The sequence below is a fragment of the Streptomyces sp. CNP082 genome (genome assembly GCF_059570535.1).
Map to the genome: position 1 here is coordinate 26981 of NZ_JCANSZ010000058.1, position 17787 is coordinate 44767.

12 protein-coding genes are annotated in these 17787 nt (G+C 69.3%); 6 read left to right on the top strand and 6 right to left on the bottom strand.

Annotated elements, in window-relative coordinates; genetic code table 11:
• Positions 1-101: 101 nt before the first annotated feature.
• Positions 102-1418 (top strand): amidase family protein, encoded by a 1317-nt coding sequence (locus tag B124_RS31150; RefSeq protein ID WP_496506348.1) that lies wholly within the window; start codon positions 102-104, stop codon positions 1416-1418.
• A 123-nt stretch (positions 1419-1541) separates the two neighbouring features.
• On the top strand, positions 1542-2252 hold the full coding sequence (locus B124_RS31155; RefSeq protein ID WP_496506349.1) for a winged helix-turn-helix transcriptional regulator: 711 nt from the start codon (positions 1542-1544) through the stop codon (positions 2250-2252).
• On the opposite strand, the gene B124_RS31160 is transcribed toward B124_RS31155, so the two are convergent.
• The 5 genes from B124_RS31160 to B124_RS31180 are packed head-to-tail and all read right to left on the bottom strand — an operon-like array spanning position 2253 to position 12691.
• Positions 2253-2696, bottom strand: a complete 444-nt coding sequence (locus B124_RS31160) for an acyl-CoA thioesterase (protein ID WP_496506350.1) — start codon at positions 2694-2696, stop codon at positions 2253-2255.
• Between the two features lie 3 nt (positions 2697-2699).
• On the bottom strand, positions 2700-8594 hold the full coding sequence (locus B124_RS31165; protein WP_496506351.1) for an SDR family NAD(P)-dependent oxidoreductase: 5895 nt from the start codon (positions 8592-8594) through the stop codon (positions 2700-2702).
• Positions 8595-8598: 4 nt separating this feature from the next.
• Positions 8599-9660 carry an enediyne biosynthesis protein gene (locus tag B124_RS31170; protein ID WP_496506352.1) on the bottom strand — a complete coding sequence of 354 codons (1062 nt, stop codon included), beginning with the start codon at positions 9658-9660 and terminating at the stop codon, positions 8599-8601.
• Positions 9657-11618, bottom strand: a complete 1962-nt coding sequence (locus B124_RS31175) for a CRTAC1 family protein (RefSeq protein ID WP_496506353.1) — start codon at positions 11616-11618, stop codon at positions 9657-9659. Before B124_RS31175 ends, B124_RS31170 begins: the two co-directional genes overlap by 4 nt.
• Positions 11615-12691, bottom strand: a complete 1077-nt coding sequence (locus B124_RS31180) for a DUF1702 family protein (RefSeq protein WP_496506354.1) — start codon at positions 12689-12691, stop codon at positions 11615-11617. Before B124_RS31180 ends, B124_RS31175 begins: the two co-directional genes overlap by 4 nt.
• Positions 12692-13418: 727 nt before the next feature.
• Between B124_RS31180 and B124_RS31185 the strand changes: the two genes are divergently transcribed.
• The 4 genes from B124_RS31185 (at position 13419) to B124_RS31200 (ending at position 16885) form a co-directional block, all read left to right on the top strand.
• Complete coding sequence (locus B124_RS31185; protein WP_496506355.1) at positions 13419-14165, top strand: helix-turn-helix transcriptional regulator; 747 nt, start codon at positions 13419-13421, stop codon at positions 14163-14165.
• A 216-nt stretch (positions 14166-14381) separates the two neighbouring features.
• Positions 14382-15812 (top strand): DHA2 family efflux MFS transporter permease subunit, encoded by a 1431-nt coding sequence (locus B124_RS31190; protein WP_496506356.1) that lies wholly within the window; start codon positions 14382-14384, stop codon positions 15810-15812.
• Positions 15784-16212: an ArsR/SmtB family transcription factor gene (locus B124_RS31195; RefSeq protein WP_496506357.1), complete on the top strand. Its 429-nt coding sequence runs from the start codon at positions 15784-15786 to the stop codon at positions 16210-16212. The genes B124_RS31190 and B124_RS31195 overlap by 29 nt, the downstream gene beginning before the upstream one ends.
• Positions 16213-16447: 235 nt before the next feature.
• Positions 16448-16885, top strand: coding sequence for an SRPBCC family protein (locus tag B124_RS31200; RefSeq protein ID WP_496506358.1), 438 nt, complete (start codon positions 16448-16450; stop codon positions 16883-16885).
• Positions 16886-16905: 20 nt separating this feature from the next.
• Here the strand turns inward: B124_RS31200 and B124_RS31205 are convergent, their stop codons facing one another.
• The gene (locus B124_RS31205) at positions 16906-17355 is read right to left on the bottom strand and encodes a pyridoxamine 5'-phosphate oxidase family protein (RefSeq protein ID WP_496506359.1); all 450 of its coding nucleotides are present in this window, start codon (positions 17353-17355) and stop codon (positions 16906-16908) included.
• Between the last annotated feature and the right edge of the window lie 432 nt (positions 17356-17787).

Here is a 17787-nt window from a genome sequence, read left to right on the forward strand (position 1 = left end):
GACCTTGGTAGGTCACTATATGTTAGATATAGTGGCATGCCATGGTGTCGCCCGCAAGACATGGGGCGCAGCGGCCTGCCCCGTGCAGGAGGGAGCCGGAAGTGCGTAATCAGCCGACGGAACCGAAAGCAGACACCTCCGCCGCGGAAGTCCGCGAACACGTCACCCGTCTCGATGCGGCCCTGGGGTTCATGGCGGCGACGCTGCCGCCCGCGCCGCCCCGGCCGGCCGCACCCTTCGCCGGCGAGCCGCTGCTGGTCAAGGATCTCGACCTCAAGCTGGCCGGTGCGCCGCTGTGGCGCGGGAACCATGCCCTGCACAAGCACGGCGCCGTCTCGCGCCACGACGACGGCATGGGACGGCGGCTGCGGGAGCTGGGGTTCGACATCCTCGGGCGCACCAAGGCCGCCGAGTTCGGGCTGGCGGTGACCACCGAGCCGCTCGCCTACGGTCCGGTGCACAACCCGTGGGATCACGAGCGCAGCGCCGGGGGATCGTCCGGCGGCTCGGCCTGCGCGGTGGCGGCGAGAGCGGTGCGGGTCGCCCACGGGACGGACCTGGGCGGGTCTCTGCGCATTCCGGCGGCTCACTGCGGGGTCTTCGCGCTGAAGCCCGGTCTCACGGGGCCTGCGACGACGCCGGCGTTCTCGGCGTGGAACCAGCACGGGTTCCTGACCAGCAGGGTCGACGACCTGCGCCGGATGCTCCCGGTGCTGGGCCGCGGCAAGGCGTCTGACGCCGGCGGTTCCCGTACGGCTGATGCGCCGCGGCGCGTGCGGGTCGGCGTACTCGCGTCGGCGGTCAGCGCCGCGGTCGGACTCGGCGGCGGCTGCGCCGAGGTGGTCCAGCGAGTGGCGGACAGGCTGAGTGACCTGGGGCATCACGTGGTCCCGGCCCATCCCGGCGCCCTGGAGCAGTTCGACCAGTTCACGACGAAGACCACCCCGGTGCTTGCGGGTTGGCTCAAGAAGGAGGTGGCGGACGCGTCGAAGGATCTCGGCCGGCCGCTGACCGAAGCCGACATGGAGCCCGCCACCGCCCACATGCTGGCCATGGCGACCGTGGCGGCGCCCGCCGCCGTCAGGGACACGGCGCGGTGGCTGGGCGGGCTGGTCACGGACCTCACGGCCTGGTGGGACCGGTTCGACGTCCTGCTCAGCCCCACGGTCCCCGTGCAGGCACCGCGGCTCGGGTGGATGAACGATCCCGCCACGGCGATGCACCGCACCTTCGGCATGATGCAGTACACCGCGATGTTCAACGCGAGCGGACACCCGGCCGTCAGCGTTCCCTGCGCCGGGCCGGGAGGCATGCCGTACGGCGTGCAGCTCGTCGGGAGGCACGGAGCCGAGGCGGACCTGCTGGACCTCGCGGGGCAGCTGAGCCCCGGCGAGGCACCGGCGCCGCCGGCCGCGTAGCCGCCTCCCGCGCCCCACCCGCCAGGGCTTCCCCACCTCACCCAGCCGAGGTCGCTACCATAAAAGGACCTGACGTCGACTGACAGTTACACGGTAAAGTCCGCTGCGCGGAGGTGAGGGTATATGGGAACGAAGCGATATCGGCAGCTATGCGCTGTCGCGGCGGCGCTCGACGTCGTCGGGGAGCGCTGGACCCTGCTGATCATTCGTGACCTGGTCACCGGGCCGAAGAGATACAACCAGCTCCTCGGCGAGACCCTGGTGGGTATCGGTCCTAACCTCCTCGCCTCGCGGCTGCAGATGCTGACCGATGAGGGACTGATCGAACGGGTGCCGGTGCCCGGCGACGGCCGTGGCGTCGAGTACCGGCTGACGGAGAGCGGCAAGGCGCTCAGACCCGTCATCCTCGGTCTGGCGTCATGGGGTCTGTCGCACATCACCTCGTATCAGCCCGCCGATCTGGTACGCGCCGAGTGGGGCATGCTGGCGGTGGAGGCGATGGTGGCGGCCGGGCCGGCACCGGAGGTTGACGAGGCGTACGAGTTCCACATCGGCGACCACGTCTTCTCCGTGCAGTGCGAGAACGGCACCGCCAGCGTCGTGGAAGGACCCGCCCCGCAGGAGGCGTCGCTTGTCGTCCACTCCGATCCCGAGACGTTCATACGGATCGGGACCGAACAGGTCAGCCCGCTCGACGCGGTGCTGTCCGGGAAGATGTCGATCATCGGCGACTCGATGGCGCTGTCGCGCTGTCTGAGGCTCCTCGGGCTCAGTCTCAGCCCGGGCGGGGACAAGCCGCCCGCCGGCGAGGGTCTTGTCGAGGCGGTGTCCTGACTACGCTGAGTTGTAGGGGCTGTACGGTTCGAGCGCCCGGCGCAGGCACTCGGGGACACGGGCCGGCCTGGCCTGGTCGCCGTCGCCGCGCATGCACGCGACCCGTTGCCGGCCCTTGGCGACCAGGTGCTCGGTGTCGTCCTTCTCATCGATCCTGACGTAGGCGAACTCAAACTCGATCTGGGTCTGGGTGAGGTCGACGAGCGTCATGCGGATGGACAGTTGGTCGAACGCCGTCACTTCGGCGAAGTACTCGCATGCGCACTTGATGGTGAAGAGCTTGAGATCGTGTGCGATCTCGTCCAGGACCCCCGGGGCCTTCTCCTTGAGGAACATCTCCCGGCAGCGGCCCTGCCAGCGGAAGTAGTTCACGAAGTAGACGTTGCCCACGAGGTTGGTCTCCTCGAAGCCGACGAGGTGCGGGATGTCGAAGCTCTGCCGCACGGTTCAGCCCTTCTCGGTCACGGCGATCACGATCACCTCGTCCGGGGTGGGCGCCGCCAGCGTGGCGGCGAACGTCCACACCGAGTCGCGGCCATGGCGCAGCACGAGCCAGCCGTCGTCGAGCGCCCGCCCGTCCAGGATCAGCTTGGGCCGCGTCACGGTCACACCGAGCTTCATGACCGCCTCGCGGGCGCTCCAGACCCTGGTCGCGGCGACGGCGAACGACTCGTTTCCCGCGGTGCTGCACATTTCCGCGAGCGCGACGCCGGACAGCCCGAGAAGCTCGCGCCACTGCGCCATGGTGCGGCCCTGGACCGCTTCGATGTCGCAGCCGACGGGACGGGAGGAGGCGACGGCGGCGGTGAGACCGGGGCCGTGGGTCGCGCTCATCGGTTCGGACGTCTCGGGGCGGCCGTCGGGGCGGTGCTGCAACGCCACCGGATGTCCGAACGCGGCTGCCAGGGCCCGCTCCGTGGCCTCTCTGCGGCTCGGCATGCGCCGGGCCCCGCCAGGGCTGTCGGCCGTCCCCGCCGGGCGGTCCCTGACGACGGCGAGACGCAGCGGTTCGGGAAGCACGTTGTCGAGATAGCGCTGCAGGTACGGACCCAGCAGCTCCGGTGTCCAGGAGCGGCCCGCGTGCGGTGACGGGACGGCGGTCAGTTCAAGCGACTCCCAGATCGCGACCGGTGCGCCCTGCGTGTCGCGTACGACGACGTCGTAGACGTACGTACTCCCCTCGTGGGCGCGTTCGGCCGCCACCAGGGTGACCTCCCCGGCCCCCTCCCGGAGGGGGAAGGACCGTACTCGGCCGGCCTTCGAGGGCAGCAGGGTGGAGTCGGGGACGCACACCTGCAGCGCATGCATGAACGCGTCCCGCGCGGCCGGGTCCGCAAGCAGCAGCTCGCCCGGCAGCACGGGAGAGAACCACCGGCTCTCGGAGCAGCGGATCCGCGCGACGCACCGCCGCGCCGCCACCAGCCGGAAGTCGGTCACCGAGCGGAACCGGGGGCCGTGGAACATGATCCGGTCGTAGTAGTCGGCTTCGATGTCCATCGTCACCGGAGCGAGGTCCGCGGCCCGGTCGGCCGTCTTGAGCAGCGGATCCCAGCGCCGCGTCCCGGCGGTCGTCTCCGGCACCCGGCGCAGGCACCGCCCGCGGAAGTGGTCGACGTGGAAGAGCGTTTCGGCCGACCGGATCGCCACCTGGACCTCGTCGCCGGTCCGCAGTGCGGCGAGCCGGATCGTGGTCGGCTCCTCCGCGGAGACCGTGATCGGGCGGTTGAACTCCATGTCGCGGAACTCGACCGGGCCGGTGTCCCCGAACAGCGCGGCTGCGGCCTGGGCCATCGCCTCCATGCCCATGACCGCCGGGAACAGCGCCTGCCCGGACAGCCGGTGGTCGTCGAGGTACGGGTCGGCCGTCACGGAGAGATCGGCCTCGGCGATCAGCTCGATTCCGGGGAAGTGCAGCACCGGACGTTCGAGGAAGCGCAGCAGCGGCAGCTCGGCCTTGTCGAACGCAAGGGTCGGGAGGCCGCCGGCCCTGCCGAGCACCACCACGTTCGACGGGGAGGACCGGGTGCGCAGCAGCTCCAGCAGGACGGCGACCCCGGCGTCCGTGGGGATCGGCTCGATCCCTTCCCGGGTCAGTGCACCGAGCACCCCGAGCCGTTCGCCCATCCCGGTGCCGGACCACACCGACCACTCGATGTTCAGGCAGCGGCAGTGCGGCAGCCGTTCACCGAGCGACTCGACCGCCCCGCGCAGCCAGTCGTTCGCGGTGGCGTAGTGCCCTTCGCCGCGCAGCCCCGCGCGTCCGATGATGCTGCCGAACCCGACGACGAGCCGCAGGCCGGAGAGGTTCACGTGGTCCAGGAGATGGCGGAATCCGTCGACCTTGGTGGCCACGGTCTGCTGGAGTTCGCCGCTGGTCAGCGAACCGATGGCGACCGGCGTGTTGATGCCGGCGCCGTGGAGGACGCCGGTGATCTCGCCCAGTTCCTTGCGGATCGCCGCCGTGGCGGCGGCCACCTGCTCCGCGTCGGTGACGTCGGCGGAGTAGTAGCCCACCTTGGTGCCCGAGTCGCGCAGCCGGGCCAGGTTCGCCGCGACCTCCTCGTCTGCCGCGGCATCGGCCCGCCCGATCAACGCCAGCGTGCAGCCCGTCTCGCCGGCCAGGGCGGCGGCGCACTCGACGGTGATGCCGCGCGCGCCTCCGGTGACGACGACGACGTCGCCGGCACCGAGCGGACAGTCGTCGTGCCCGGTGGCCAGTTCGCGCAGTACGGGTTCGGTACGGCGGGCCTGCTCGTCGTACGAGACCTCGCGGAAGGAAGCCGTGGCGGCGGCCTCGGCGCAGACCAGACGCGCCGCTTGAGCGGGCACGACGCCGCCGGCGAGGTCCACGATCGTCGTGCGCACCGCCGGTGCCTCCAGATGGACCGTCTTCGCCAGCGCGGAGGCGCTGTGGTCCCGGTTGACGACGACGAGCCGGGTACCGCGCTCGACCGCCAGCCTGGCCGCGTTCACCATGCGGGCGTACATGACGGCGGGCTCCTCATCCCCGGACGCGCCGCTGACGAGCAGGACCCCGTCGCCGACAGGTGCGGCCTCCAGCCGCTGCCGAACCGTGTCCGCAAGCCGTTCACCGGGAGGAGCGAACACCTCCCAGGTTCCCGGCTGTTCCTCCTGCGAGCCCGGCGGCAGCGGGGAGGGCACGTGCTCGACCGCGAACGGCCGGACCCAGGTGCCGACACCCGCCAGGTCGTCCCCGGCTCCACTGTCCGCTCCGTCACCGGCCGTGCGGGCGACGTCCTCGATCGCGTCCGCAAGCTCCGCGATGGTGGCCGTCGCCACACTGGTGCTCGGCTCCAGCATCGGCACGCCCAGCGTCTTGACGGCTTCGCCCATCAGCTGAGTGATCGTGATGCTGCTCAGATGCAGATCGTCGAGCGGGCGGGTCCCGGGCTGGATCTCGGCCATCGGCAGCTCGACCCGCGCGGCTATCAGGTGCCGCAGTGTTTCCAGCGGGCTCTGCGCGTCGGTGGAGACGCCGGTGCGGTCGGCAGCCTCGGGGGGCCGGGCCCCCGCCGCGGGGATGTGCGAGACGTCCGGCGCCTGTTCGCAGGGGCTCTCGATGAAGGTGAAGTGCTTGTCCAGCGGGAGGGGCCGGTGGAACCGCTCGGCCGCGAGGGCCGCCACGTCGGGTCCGGCGCCCAGCACGTAGCACGCCGCGAGCGTCCGCAGGATGCCGGCGACCGACCCGTCGTCGGTGTCCATCGGGACCACCGGCACGGCCGGGCACACCTCGCTCGCCAGCCCGGACAGGATCGTGCCCGGACCCACCTCGATGAGCAGCTCGCAGGTCGCGGCGAGCTGCCCGAGGGCGTCGGCGTACCGCACCGGCGCCACGACCTGCCGTTCCAGCAGCTCGACGACGCTCGATCCGGGCTCTACGGGTCCGGCGGTGACCGTCGAGAACACGCCGGCCCGCTTGACCTCACCGACGTGGACCTCGTCGAGGTACCCGCGCAGCTTCTGCGCGGCCGGGGCGACCAGCGGCGAGTGGAAGGCGTGGGAGACGGCGAGCTTGGCGCAGTGCAGCCCGGCTTCCCGCGCCGCGTCGACCACCGCGTCCACGGCGTCCACGGGGCCCGCGACGACGGTCTGCTTCGGCCCGTTGTAGCCGACGATGGTGGCCCGGGTTCCGGTGAGCAACGGCTCCACCTGCGCCGCGGAGGCGCGGAGGGAGGCCATCGAGCCGGTCTCGGACGGCGCCGCTGCGGATGTGGTTTCCGCAGGTCCCGAGGTGGCGTTGCGCATGGCTTCGCCGCGGAACGCCGCGACCTCGACGACGGACGTCTCGTCGAAGACTCCCGCCCAGTACAGGCAGGTGAGTTCGCCGAGGCTGTGTCCGACACAGCCGGAGGCCAGCACTCCGGCACGGTCGAGGATCCGCAGTCCGGCGAGGGAGGCGGTGACGATGCGCGGTTGTGCGTCCTCGGTGGCGGCGCCCGGGGGACGCGTGCCCACCTGCCGGTAGAGGTCCCCGACGACTTCGAACCTGCGCGCGGCGGCGCCGCCGTCGCCCCGTCCCGGGGCGCCCTGGCCCGGGAAGAGGAACCCGATCCGGGGGGCTGCCGCGGGGTGGGCCAGGAACTGGCCGCGCTCTGGCGCGAACACGTATGTCTCGCCTGCCGCGACGGCGTCGGCGAGGGCGCGGAGACTGGACGCCGCCGCCGCGGGCTCGGATGCGACGACCGCGGCTTTGAACGGGAGTTCGGCGTCGGTGCGGGTGAGTTCGGCGGACAGGTCGCCGAGTTCGGCGTAGGAGCACACCGCCGCCACGTCTGCGGTGCGGCGGAGGCCGGCCTGGAGGTCGTCGAAGCCGGCCGCCGACAGCACCAGCAGCTCGGCGTCCTGGGCCGTGTGCGTCAGATGCCTGTTGACGGCGGCGGGAAGGGAGGCCGCCGGCGTGGTGGACTCCAGCACGACGTGGGCGTTGATCCCGCCGAACCCCAGCGACGAGGTGCTCGCGCGGCGCGGCGGATCGCCTGCGCCGTTGCCCGGCGGGCCGGACGGCTGCGGTGCCGGCCACGGCTGCGCGGTGCGGGGAAGCCGCAGCCGGGTGCCGGGGGCGGCGAGTGCCGGGTGCGCCTCGGCGTTGCCGGCCACGGGCGGGATGGTGCCGTGGTGCAGGGCGAGGGCGGCCTTCATCAGACCGGCGACGCCGGCGGCTGCCTTCGTGTGCCCGATGTTGCCTTTGACCGTGCCGAGGTAGACGGGCTCGCGGGTGGCGGGCCTGTCGGCGATCACGCGGTTGAACACGTCGAGTTCGGTCTGGTCGCCCAGCGCGGTGCCGGTGCCGTGGCCCTCGAAGTAGTCGACGGTCTCGACACCGAATCCGGCCATCTGGTAGGCGCGTTCTATGGCGAGCAGATGGCCGTCGGCCTCGGGCCGGGAGATTCCGCCGTGGCCGTCGGAGGACACGCCCCAGCCCGCGATGGTCGCGTAGACGCGCAGGCCGCGGGCGATTGCGTCTTCTTCGCGTACGAGCACGAGGATGCCGCAGCCTTCGCCCGGCCAGAATCCGTTGGATTTCCGGTCGTAGACCTTCATCTCCGAGGTGGCGAGTGCGCCGGTCTTGGCGAAGCCGACGAGTTCGAACGGGTCGATGGAGGTGTCGACTCCACCGACGACGGCGGTGTCGATCTGCCCCGCGGAAAGGGCGTTGCCGGCGTTCGCCACGGCGAGCAGAGACGACGAGCAGGCGCCGTCCACGATGAAGCCGCCGCCGCCGAAATCGAAGTGGTTGCAGATGCGTCCCGCGATGGTGTTCGCCAGGCCGCCGGCGAGGCTGTCCTCGTTGATGCCGGGATAGGGGGCCTTGTACCGGGTCTCGTATTCGTCGAGGAATCCGGCGATCTCGTCGACCGTCCAGTTCTTGGCCTCCAGCGCTTTCGCCAGGGTACGCCGCACATAGGGCCACCTGAGTCTCATACCGGTGGCGCGGGTCATGTCCCCGGTCAGGGTGTTGCCGAGGACGACGCCGGTACGGGCACGGTCGAGCCTCGCGCCTTCGGGGAAACCGGCGTCTTCCAGTGCTGCCGCGGCGGTGTCCAGGGCCAGCCAGTGCGCGATGTCGGTGGACCGGTACACGCTCGCGGCGACGCGGTGTTTCGTACGGTCGAATTCCCAGCCCTCGATGACCGCGGCGTGTGTGGCGTAATGCCGGTCCGGCGCGGCTGGGTCGGCCGCGTAATAGTCGGCGGGGTTCAGCCGCACGTCCGGGAGGCGCCGGAAAGCGCGGCGTCCGGCGAGGACGTTCTCCCAGAGCTGTCTCGGGTTCTCCGCATCGGGGAATCTGCAGGCCATCCCGACGATCGCCAGCCGTGCCATGGTGCTACGCCTCCCGCGCGCCGGGCTGACCGGCCGGGGCTGCGGACGATGCGGTCGCGGCTTTGCGCTTCGCGATGAGTGCGCCGATCCACGCGGAGATTCCGCGGATTGCGCACACGATCGTGAGAGCGAAGAACAGCGTGTAGACCACGTTCAGCGCCAGCAGCACTCCGTAGACCATCGCCACCGAGGCACCGAACATGAACTGGGCCCGCGGCTTGAACGGCGTGGTGCCGGGGTCGGTGATCATGTAGTTGGTGAACAGGAGGAAGGCTGTGCCGGTCATGGTGCCGAGTGCGGCCATCAGCGCGACGTCGAGCACTTCGTGCCGCACGATCGCCTGGATCACGAATCCGCCGAGCCACCCTATGATCAGCGGCACCTTGCGGGTGAGTTTCGCGTTCAGGACCGTGCCGGCGGTGGCGAGGATGACGGGAACCGCGATCCGGAACAGCGAGTTGATGTTCTCACCGAACTGATACGGCGGCGCCACGCTGACCCAGGAGCCGAAGCACAGCAGCGTGACGCTGATGCCGAGGTTCGACGGGTTCAGGTAGTGGCGCATGCGGCCGCCGATCGGCGCCTGGAACACGTACTTGCCGGTGACGGCGACGGCGACGCCGAAGAGGACCGGCCAGAACTGGTTGTTCGCGTACAGCAGCATGTTGACCGCGAGCGCCGTGATGTGCGCGGGAAGCAGGAACTCGTACACTCCGCGGAATCCCCGGCCGAGGAAGCGGGGTGTGCGGCGCTGCGCCCACGCGCTGAGCGTCTCGAAGGCCATGTCGATGGCGTACGCGCTGGCGACGGCCAGTATCGGCCACAGGGGCGGCTGTTCAAATCCCAGCAGGGTGTAGCCGACGATGTTGAAGACCGTGATGGAGATGGCGAAGTTGCGCAGCGCGAGATAGCGCGGGTCCTTTGCGGGCGCCTGGGCTGCCGGCGGTTTGGCCTCGGGGCGGGGCGGCTGGGCGGGCGGCGGTGCCGGTGACGGTGCGGTCTCTTCGGGGAGGGGCGGGTGTTCGCGGACGTTCCGGCCGAGGCGCTTGGAGATATGGGTGGTCATCGGACGCTGACCTCCTCGGCCGTGTCGGTGAGCATGAAGGTGTGCGTGCCCGGGTCGAGCCGGAGGTTCTGCTGGTGGCGCTCGCCCTGATTGTCGAGCCACGCGACGGTGGCGGTCACCGGCCGGTCGTCGGCGCCCAGGCCGAAGTGCACGTCGAAGCCCCGCTTGCCGCTGTGCCCGCTGCCGCCGTCGAGCTGGCTCTGCATCGTGCGGCCGTCGGCCGTCCGCACGGTGACCTTCGCGTTGTAGGCGGGTGTTCCGGCTGCTGACAGGTCGCCCGCAGGCTCGTCGGCGGGCCGGTACAGGTGGAGTTCGAGATAGCTCCCCATCTGCGGAGAATCGTTCCTGTAGAAGGCCGGCGCGCCCCACTGCCGGGCGACGGCGAAGTCCAGCGTTCCCGTTCCGCGGGTGTCGCCGAGGGCGATGCCGCGCGTCGGGGTCTCGGAGTCGATGCCGACCTGATCGGCGATGTCGACGTACTCGCCGGAGTCGGCCGGTGCGTACACCGCCATCGGCTGGTGGCCCGCGATGTCGTCGCCGGGGCCCACCTTGGGCCACATGCCGGGCTCGCGCAGCAGGACGTCGTTGCTGGTCGCCAGCTCCTGCAGCCACGCCCAGCGGTTGTGCTCGTCGCCCTGGACGAAGCCGGCGGTCTGCAGGACGTTCAGCTTGCCGGAGTTCCGCAGGTCGGCGCCCTTGATGTCCCAGGTCCACCCGGTCCAGGCCAGGCCGAGCTCCTGGGCCCGCTGGGAGAAGGGGGCATGTCCGGCGTCGAGTTCGGCAGCCATGTCGTCGGGGGTGTCGGCGTCGTTGCGCCACACGTAGTTGCTCTCTTCGAGGCCCCACGCCGTCGTGATGTTGCTGGCGATCATGTCGAACTTGCCGCGCCGGTAGAGGTCGACGAAGTCCACGCCCATTCCCTTGAAGGAGTCGCTGCCCAGCACGAACGACTTCGGTGTGGTCCAGCCGCGGTCCCCGGTCGCGGTGCTGAACCGGATGTCGCCGCGCGTCGACTCGTTGGAGAACAAGTGGTCGTGGCCGAAGTCGTTGGCGGCATAGACCTCGGGCAGGAGATCGCCGGTGAGGTCGCCGCCGCCCAGGGCGAGGGTCCATCCGGTCGCGTCGTCGTACGGGATGGCCTTCTTGTCCTCGGCGTACACCGGTTTCCCGCTGTCGTTGCGTACCCACCGCAGCATCCGCAGGCCGCCGCCGTTCTTCGCGTTCGACATGGAGTCGTTCATGACGACGTCGTCCTGGCCGTCGGGGTCGAGAACGGCGGAGTTCGGGAAGTAGTTGCCGATCAGCAGATCGGGGTGGCCGTCGCCGTCGTAGTCCGCGACCGATACGGCGTTGGTGTTCCACTGTTCGCCCGTGTAGCCGTCGACACCCTGGGTGGAGGGCACGACCTCGGTCGGGCGGTACGCCGGTGCGGGACCGGACGCCGATGCGTCGGCCATGAACAGGATGGGTGTGCGTCCCCAGTAGTAGACCAGCAGGTCCATGCGCCCGTCGCTGTCGAAGTCGCCGGGCGCACAGCCCATCGGCGCCATCGTGGAGTCGACCCGGAGCGGGGCGGCGTCGAGGACGTACGGGGTGAACCGGTCGGCCGCCGGAGTGGTCGGGGTGTGGGTGACGATCACCGAATCCGTGCGGGTGTCCACGAGGCACATGTCATCCGCCCGGCCGTGCCCGGTCAGGTCGTTGATGGCGACGCTGGCGCCGACGGACGAGATCCACGAACGGATGTCCTGATAGGCGGGGTTGACCTCGCGGACCGTCTTCTTCGGAAGCTGCTCGTAACCGGGCGGCATCGGGATCGACATGGGCGCGAACTCGTAGCCCTTCGCGACCCCCGACGGATCCGGGGTGGCGACCGCTGCCCGGGTCACCGCGAACAGGGACGCGGCGAGCAGGACCGCGCAGAGGGCAGGTGTGAGCTTTCGGAAGCGCTCGTTCATGATCCGTCCTTCACCGTGTCGGCGTCGGGCTGTCGAGGCGTCACGCGGGAGTCGGTCTCGGGAGCCGCCGCGGACGAGCGAAGTGGCCGGTCGCCGCCGGCTCCTGCTTCGGCGGCCCAGGGCTGCATGATGCGGCGACGCCACACCTCGAACGCCGCCTGTCCGTCGACCGTGGGTCCCGACGGGCGGGTTCGCCTGGCAAGCGCGGCTGCCTCGGTGACGTGAAGTCCGGTCATCGCCCGGACCGCGGCCTCGGTGTGCGGCTGTGCGATGTGTGCACGTGTACGTGCCTCCGCCGCGAACACCGACCCCTGCGCAAGGGCGGGCCGGTGCCTGCCGGCGCGCTCGGCGAGTTCTGCCAGTTCGCCGGGGGCCACACCGCCCGCGTACGTGGCGGCCAGCCCGATTCCGGCGAACAGATCCTCGTGCCGCTCCGGCGCGAACGCGTCGATCAGCCGCAGCGCCCGGTCCGGATCGGCACCCGCGACGAACCACAGGGCCCGCCCGATTCCCTGATCGACCGCGTGGGGGGCGTACTCCGGGTGGTCGCCCGTGGGCAGGGGTGGACGGGGGTCGGCGTACTGCCGCTGCACGTACCTGTCCGTGTGGAAGAAGGCCTGGTGGAAGCCGTAGCCGTCCAGGGCCAGCCACGTGAGGGTGGGGTCGGTCAGCCCGATCGCCGCCGCCCGCCGCAGGGGGCGGGGCAGTCGGGCGAAGGACCAGCCGACGCCGACGTGGATCATGTAGATGTGCTCGTCGGCCGCCGCGAGGAGGTCGGCAACGTGGTGGCGGTGGCCCAGCGGCAACGCGTCACGTATGCCCATGGCCATGGCCGCGCCTTCGAACGCGAACCCGCGCCGGGCGCCGTCGATCTCCGCCAGCGCTGCCGTGGCCTCGGCCGCGGTCGCACTCTGGGCTGCGACGCCGAACCCTTCGATGAACGAGCCGCCGGCGGTCTCCAGGCAGGTCCTCGCATGCGGATCGCGGTCGGGGAAGCCCCGTGTGCGTAACGACGCCTGATCCGCGTCCGGAGTGAGCGATATGCGACGGATGTGTCCCAGCCACGAAACCATGCCAGCACCTCGCGCTCGCTTGACTACGCCACGTCACCATGAGACTGGCATCGAACGGGACTCGAGCGCTTCTCTCTCGTTGCTCAATCCAAAAAAAGTTAGTAATCTCTCTCACGGCCGTTGATCGGCCAGCGCGGGGAACGGCGTTAGCGCTGGCCAGGCGATGGCTCGCGTGGCCGCGTTACAGGGAGTCACGGAGTGTGGCGTCCCAGCGCGTGGTGCAGGGATATGGACTTTCTGGTTCCTGTTCCGGCAGGGGCCAGCCGACTGGCCGGGCTCTGCGGCGCCTGCACGCCGCCCCTCATCGCGCAGGTGCTTGGACCGGACGGGCACCGGGTTTCCAGCGTCGCGCTGCCCCGCGGCGCCAGGTCCTGCATCACTTGGTGGGACACCACCTCCCCCACGGAGGGAGGCCGGTAGCCGCCACTGACGCGAGCTACCCACAATTCGTCATCACCGCACCGTCAGATTTTTCTGCGGGAAACGTTCCATATGGACCTCTGAGATTTCAACGGGCGGGTGGACCCGGGTGCGTTTCATTTGTGAAATGCAGCCGCCCGGCCCGCTCGACGGGCGAAAGAACCAGAACACCGTCCCGGCAGCGCAGATTGCCCCGCCCCCGGTGGCGAGCTGTGCCTTCTTCGAGAAACACACCCGGTAGATCCACTGGCAAGTATTCGATCAGGAGATCGGAGGGGGAGCCATGTCTGATCCGGTTGGGGACAGCATGATCTACATGTGGGAGAACTGCGGACACCCGCTCAGCCTCGGCGACATCGCGGCGTTCGTGCGGTACAGCAAGTTCCACTTCGCCCGGAAGTTCCGCCGAGAGGCAGGGTGCTCACCTGGGCGCTTCCTCTGCGCGGTCCGGATGGCACGGGGCAAGCAGTTGCTGTCGACAAGCATGGCGACCGTGTCCGACATCGCGTCCGCAGTCGGCTACCAGAGCCTGGGCACCTTCACCACGCGGTTCACCGAAGTCGTCGGGTTCACCCCGTCCCAGTACAGACGCTCCTCTCGCGCCGATCTCACGCCCTTCGACCTGGCCGCCCCGGGAGTCATACACGATGTCAGCCATCGCGGCTGCGTCACGGGCCGGCTGATCGGCACGCCGCGAAACCGGCCAACGCGCACCCACGTAAGCGTGTTCTCGAGTACGAGGCCGCTTATGCCGCCTGTCGCCGCGGGGTTCGCAGACCCCGAGGGCGGGTTCTGCTTCGGCGGTCTGCCGTGCGGCACGTGGCTGATGCGGGCGATTGTGGTCAAGCAGGGATCCGAGGACTCGTTAGCGGAAGTACTCGTCGGCGTGAGCGAGGAGTTCGACGTCCGGCCGGCCGACGAGATCAGCGCCGACGTCGTGCTCCAGGAGCCGACGGCGGGGATGGTGCCCGCGCTGCTCTCGGTCCCGGGGCTCGACCGCTACCTCTCCAGCCTCCTGCGGAGCAGTACGCGGCCTGACTGCTCACGGACCTGACCAGGTGGGAGCCCGTGGCGGCCGGGGACCGGCCGGCCCGTCACGCCCCCCGCACCGCACCGCTGCGGGCTCCCGCCAGGACCTCACCAGCGGCAACCTCTGGCCCTGGCTTGGGGTTGACCCAAACGTAAGTCCTCACTAACGTAACAATTCGTTAGGGAACTGAGGGAACTGTCCTTGGCCGTTCTGCTGAGGTGCCAGACAGGAGCAGGGTTGATGCAGCCAGCACGAGACACCTTTCCCAAACAGCAGGTGGCCTGGACGATCGCGCTTGCCGCACTCACCAACTTCATGGTGAGTCTGGACAATCTGGTCGTGGCGACCGCGCTGCCGACGCTGCACGAGGATCTCGGAGGTGACGCGGCCAATCTGAGCTGGGCGGTCAACGCGTACACGCTGGCCTTCGCGTCACTGATCCTCACCGGTACGACCCTGGCCGACCGCTTCGGCCGCCTGCGGGTGTTCTCGATCGGCCTGACGGTGTTCACGGCCGGCTCCATCCTGTGTGCCGTCAGCCCGTCGCTGAACTTCCTCATCGGCGCCCGGGTCGTGCAGGGCATCGGCGGCGGGATCGTGCTCCCGCTGACCCTCGCGTTGATCACCTCGGTGACCCCGCCCGAGGAACGGGGCAAAGCCATCGGCATCTGGGGCGGCGTCATCGGTATTGCCGTCGCGTCCGGACCGGTCGTCGGCGGAGCGATCATCGAGGGCTTCAGCTGGCACTGGATCTTCTGGCTCAACGTCCCCATCGGCCTCGGCGTCATCACGTTTGCCCGCATGCACGTGCCGGAGTCCTTCGGCGGCTCCAGGAGGATCGACCCGGTCGGCCTCTTCATGGCCACCTCCGCGGTCCTGCTCATCGTGCAGGCGCTGATCCGCGGCCCGGAGCGGGAGTGGACGGACCTCACGATCCTCGGCGGGCTCATCGCGGGGCCGCTCCTGCTCGTGGGTTTCGTCCTGTGGGAACGCCGGACGGCAGAGCCGATGATCGATATCAGCCTGTTCCGGAACCCGAACGTCTCCGCAGGATGTGTATCCAACTTCATCCTCAATGCAGGAATGTTCGGTCCGGCTTTCCTCCTTACCCAGTACATTCAGCTCGGACTGGGAAACAGTCCCATCGAAGTGGGTGTACGCCTGCTGCCGTGGACCGCGCTGACCCTGGTGATTTCCCCGTTCGTCGGTCAGTTGGCGGACAAGATTGGCGAGCGTTACCTGGTCACCGTCGGCCTCCTGCTGCCAGGGGTGGCATTTCTATGGATCGGCGCGGAATTGTCCGACTCCGCGGCGGGATACGGCAGCCTGTGGCTTCCGCTCCTCTGCGCCGGCGTCGGCACCGCGATTGCGTTCCCCTCAGTCTCCTCCGCGGTGATGCGTTCTGTGACTCCCCAGCAAGCCGGGATGGCATCCGGATCCAGCGAGACGTCCGCGTACGTCGGCGCGGTATTCGGCGTCGCGATGGTGACCGCGTGGTTCGCCGCATTCGGGGACTACGGAACTGCTGCTAGTATGGCCGAAGGGATAGGTCCCGCGTTGGTCGGGATTGGTGTGCTCAGTGTCATCGGAGCACTTGTTGCCGTACTAGTCATCCGACAGCAGAAGATGGCGGCGCCTGACCATGACAAGGCTTTCGAAACATCCGGATGAGGTATCGACCAACGCGGTCCTGCGCGCGTTCTCAGACGAAAATCGCCGCACCATGCTCGAACTGGTGGCCAGCACGGAGATGTCCGCCGGTGAGATCGCGGGGCACTTCACGGTCACCCGCCAGGCCGTCTCGCAGCACCTTCGCGTACTCAAGGAGGCGGGACTAGTCGAGGAACGCCGTGCCGGAAGAAACCGGCTCTACCGCACCCGGGCCGACGGAATCGCGATACTGCACCAGTACTTCAACAACCTCTGGTCCAACAGCCTCGCACTCGCCAAGGAAATCGCGGAAGAAGCCGAGGCCAACGCGCACAGCGACAACGACAGCAACCGCGGCAGCGGCGGCGAGAGCGACCAAGGCGACGAACCGGACAATCGAGAGAAAGGGATGTCCGGCTAGGGCGCGGACGGTATCCTGACGGCGTCGCGAACCGTCGAGGTGGGCCGAGAGGCGCCGGCGACAGCCATGCTGAACAGGGAAGTCGAGCGCTCGGACCAATGTGCCGACTGTCCAGGGGATTTACCCAAAGCGGACATGACGCCAGGACGCTCGCCGTTTCCGAACAACATCGAGGGCCAGGTGGATGAGTTCAGTAAACGCTAGGCACCCGGGTGTCGTAGCCGACGAGCACGTCGTGAGGGCGAGCATCGTGGTGAACTGCAGCCAGGAATCGACGTTCTCGACCTTCGTCGGCCGGGTTGCGGACTGGTGGCCGCTGCAGTCCTACTCGCTGGGGCGGGATCAGATCAAGACGGTCGTGGTGGAAAAGCATGTCGGCGGTCGCATGTACGAGGTCCTGCCGGACGGCGAGCGCGACTGGGGTTTGATCACCAGATGGAATCCGCCGCATGGTTTCACGCTCCGGTGGGATGTACTCCCCGGCCCCTCGACCTACGTTGAACTGATCTTTGAGAAGCTGACCGACCATTCGACACGCGTATCGGTCGAACACACCGGCTGGGAGAACGTCGACCCGTCCCTGCTGCCCACGGACTGCAACTACGGGGAAGGCTGGCGCGTCACCCTGGACCATTTCGCCGCAGAATGCGCGAAACATGAGGCACGCTCGTAATCGCGGACTCCGCGACCGGTTCAGTCGACCGGGTCCGGCAGCCACTCGCCTTTGAGTATCACCGTCCGGCCGGAAAACTCGTGAAATCCGTTCCACACCTGAATCCGGCGCGGGAGCAGCCTGATATAGACGTAGCCCGGCATCTGCCGCGGGTCGTGGGAGACAGCGGCAAAGCGGTCGGCGACGTCCGTGGCGACCTCCGGCACGAGACCGTCGAGAACGGTATCGACCATCACCACATCAGCCGTGGTGCCCACCGCCACACGGGCCCGCCCGGTCTCCCGGAGGTTCCGTACGGTTCTGCTGCTCTCACCGGTCGCGGTGACGATGGCGTCGTCGTCGCCGACGAACGCCACCGGGATCAGATGCGGCCCGGAGCACCCGCCGGTCGACAGCCACATCTGGAACTCCTGCCGAAGCCGCAGGCGGGCGGCAGCCAGGCGTTCGTCATGGGTACGAGGCGTTGGCATGCCCGGACAACGAGCACCCCGGCGGCAAGTCACCCGATCTCCGACGGCAGCGCGCAGAAGGACGGGTCCCCCGCCGACGCTTGCGCCCCCCGGCACGAGTCCCAGGCCACAGAGGCCAAGGAAGGAGTCTGACGCGCTCCCGTGACCCCAGGTCAGCGATCCAGCGCACCTTCGGTGCGCGCCGGGGGCGTGGTAAATCTCGTGGCGCGCGCCGGAAGTGCTTCTGTCCGCTCTGACGGGGCTGATGCCGGTCCGGGATGCTGGTGGGGTTCGTTCCGGCCGAAACCGATGCCTCTGTGATGCCGGTGAGCTCGCAGGTCAGCGTGGTGCTGGGGGCCTTCCACGGGAACCGTGGAGTGTTGCTGCGAAGCACGTGCGTCAGAATTCCTGATTCACCCTGGCCCTCCCGGAACGGCGTACTTCTCGGCCGTG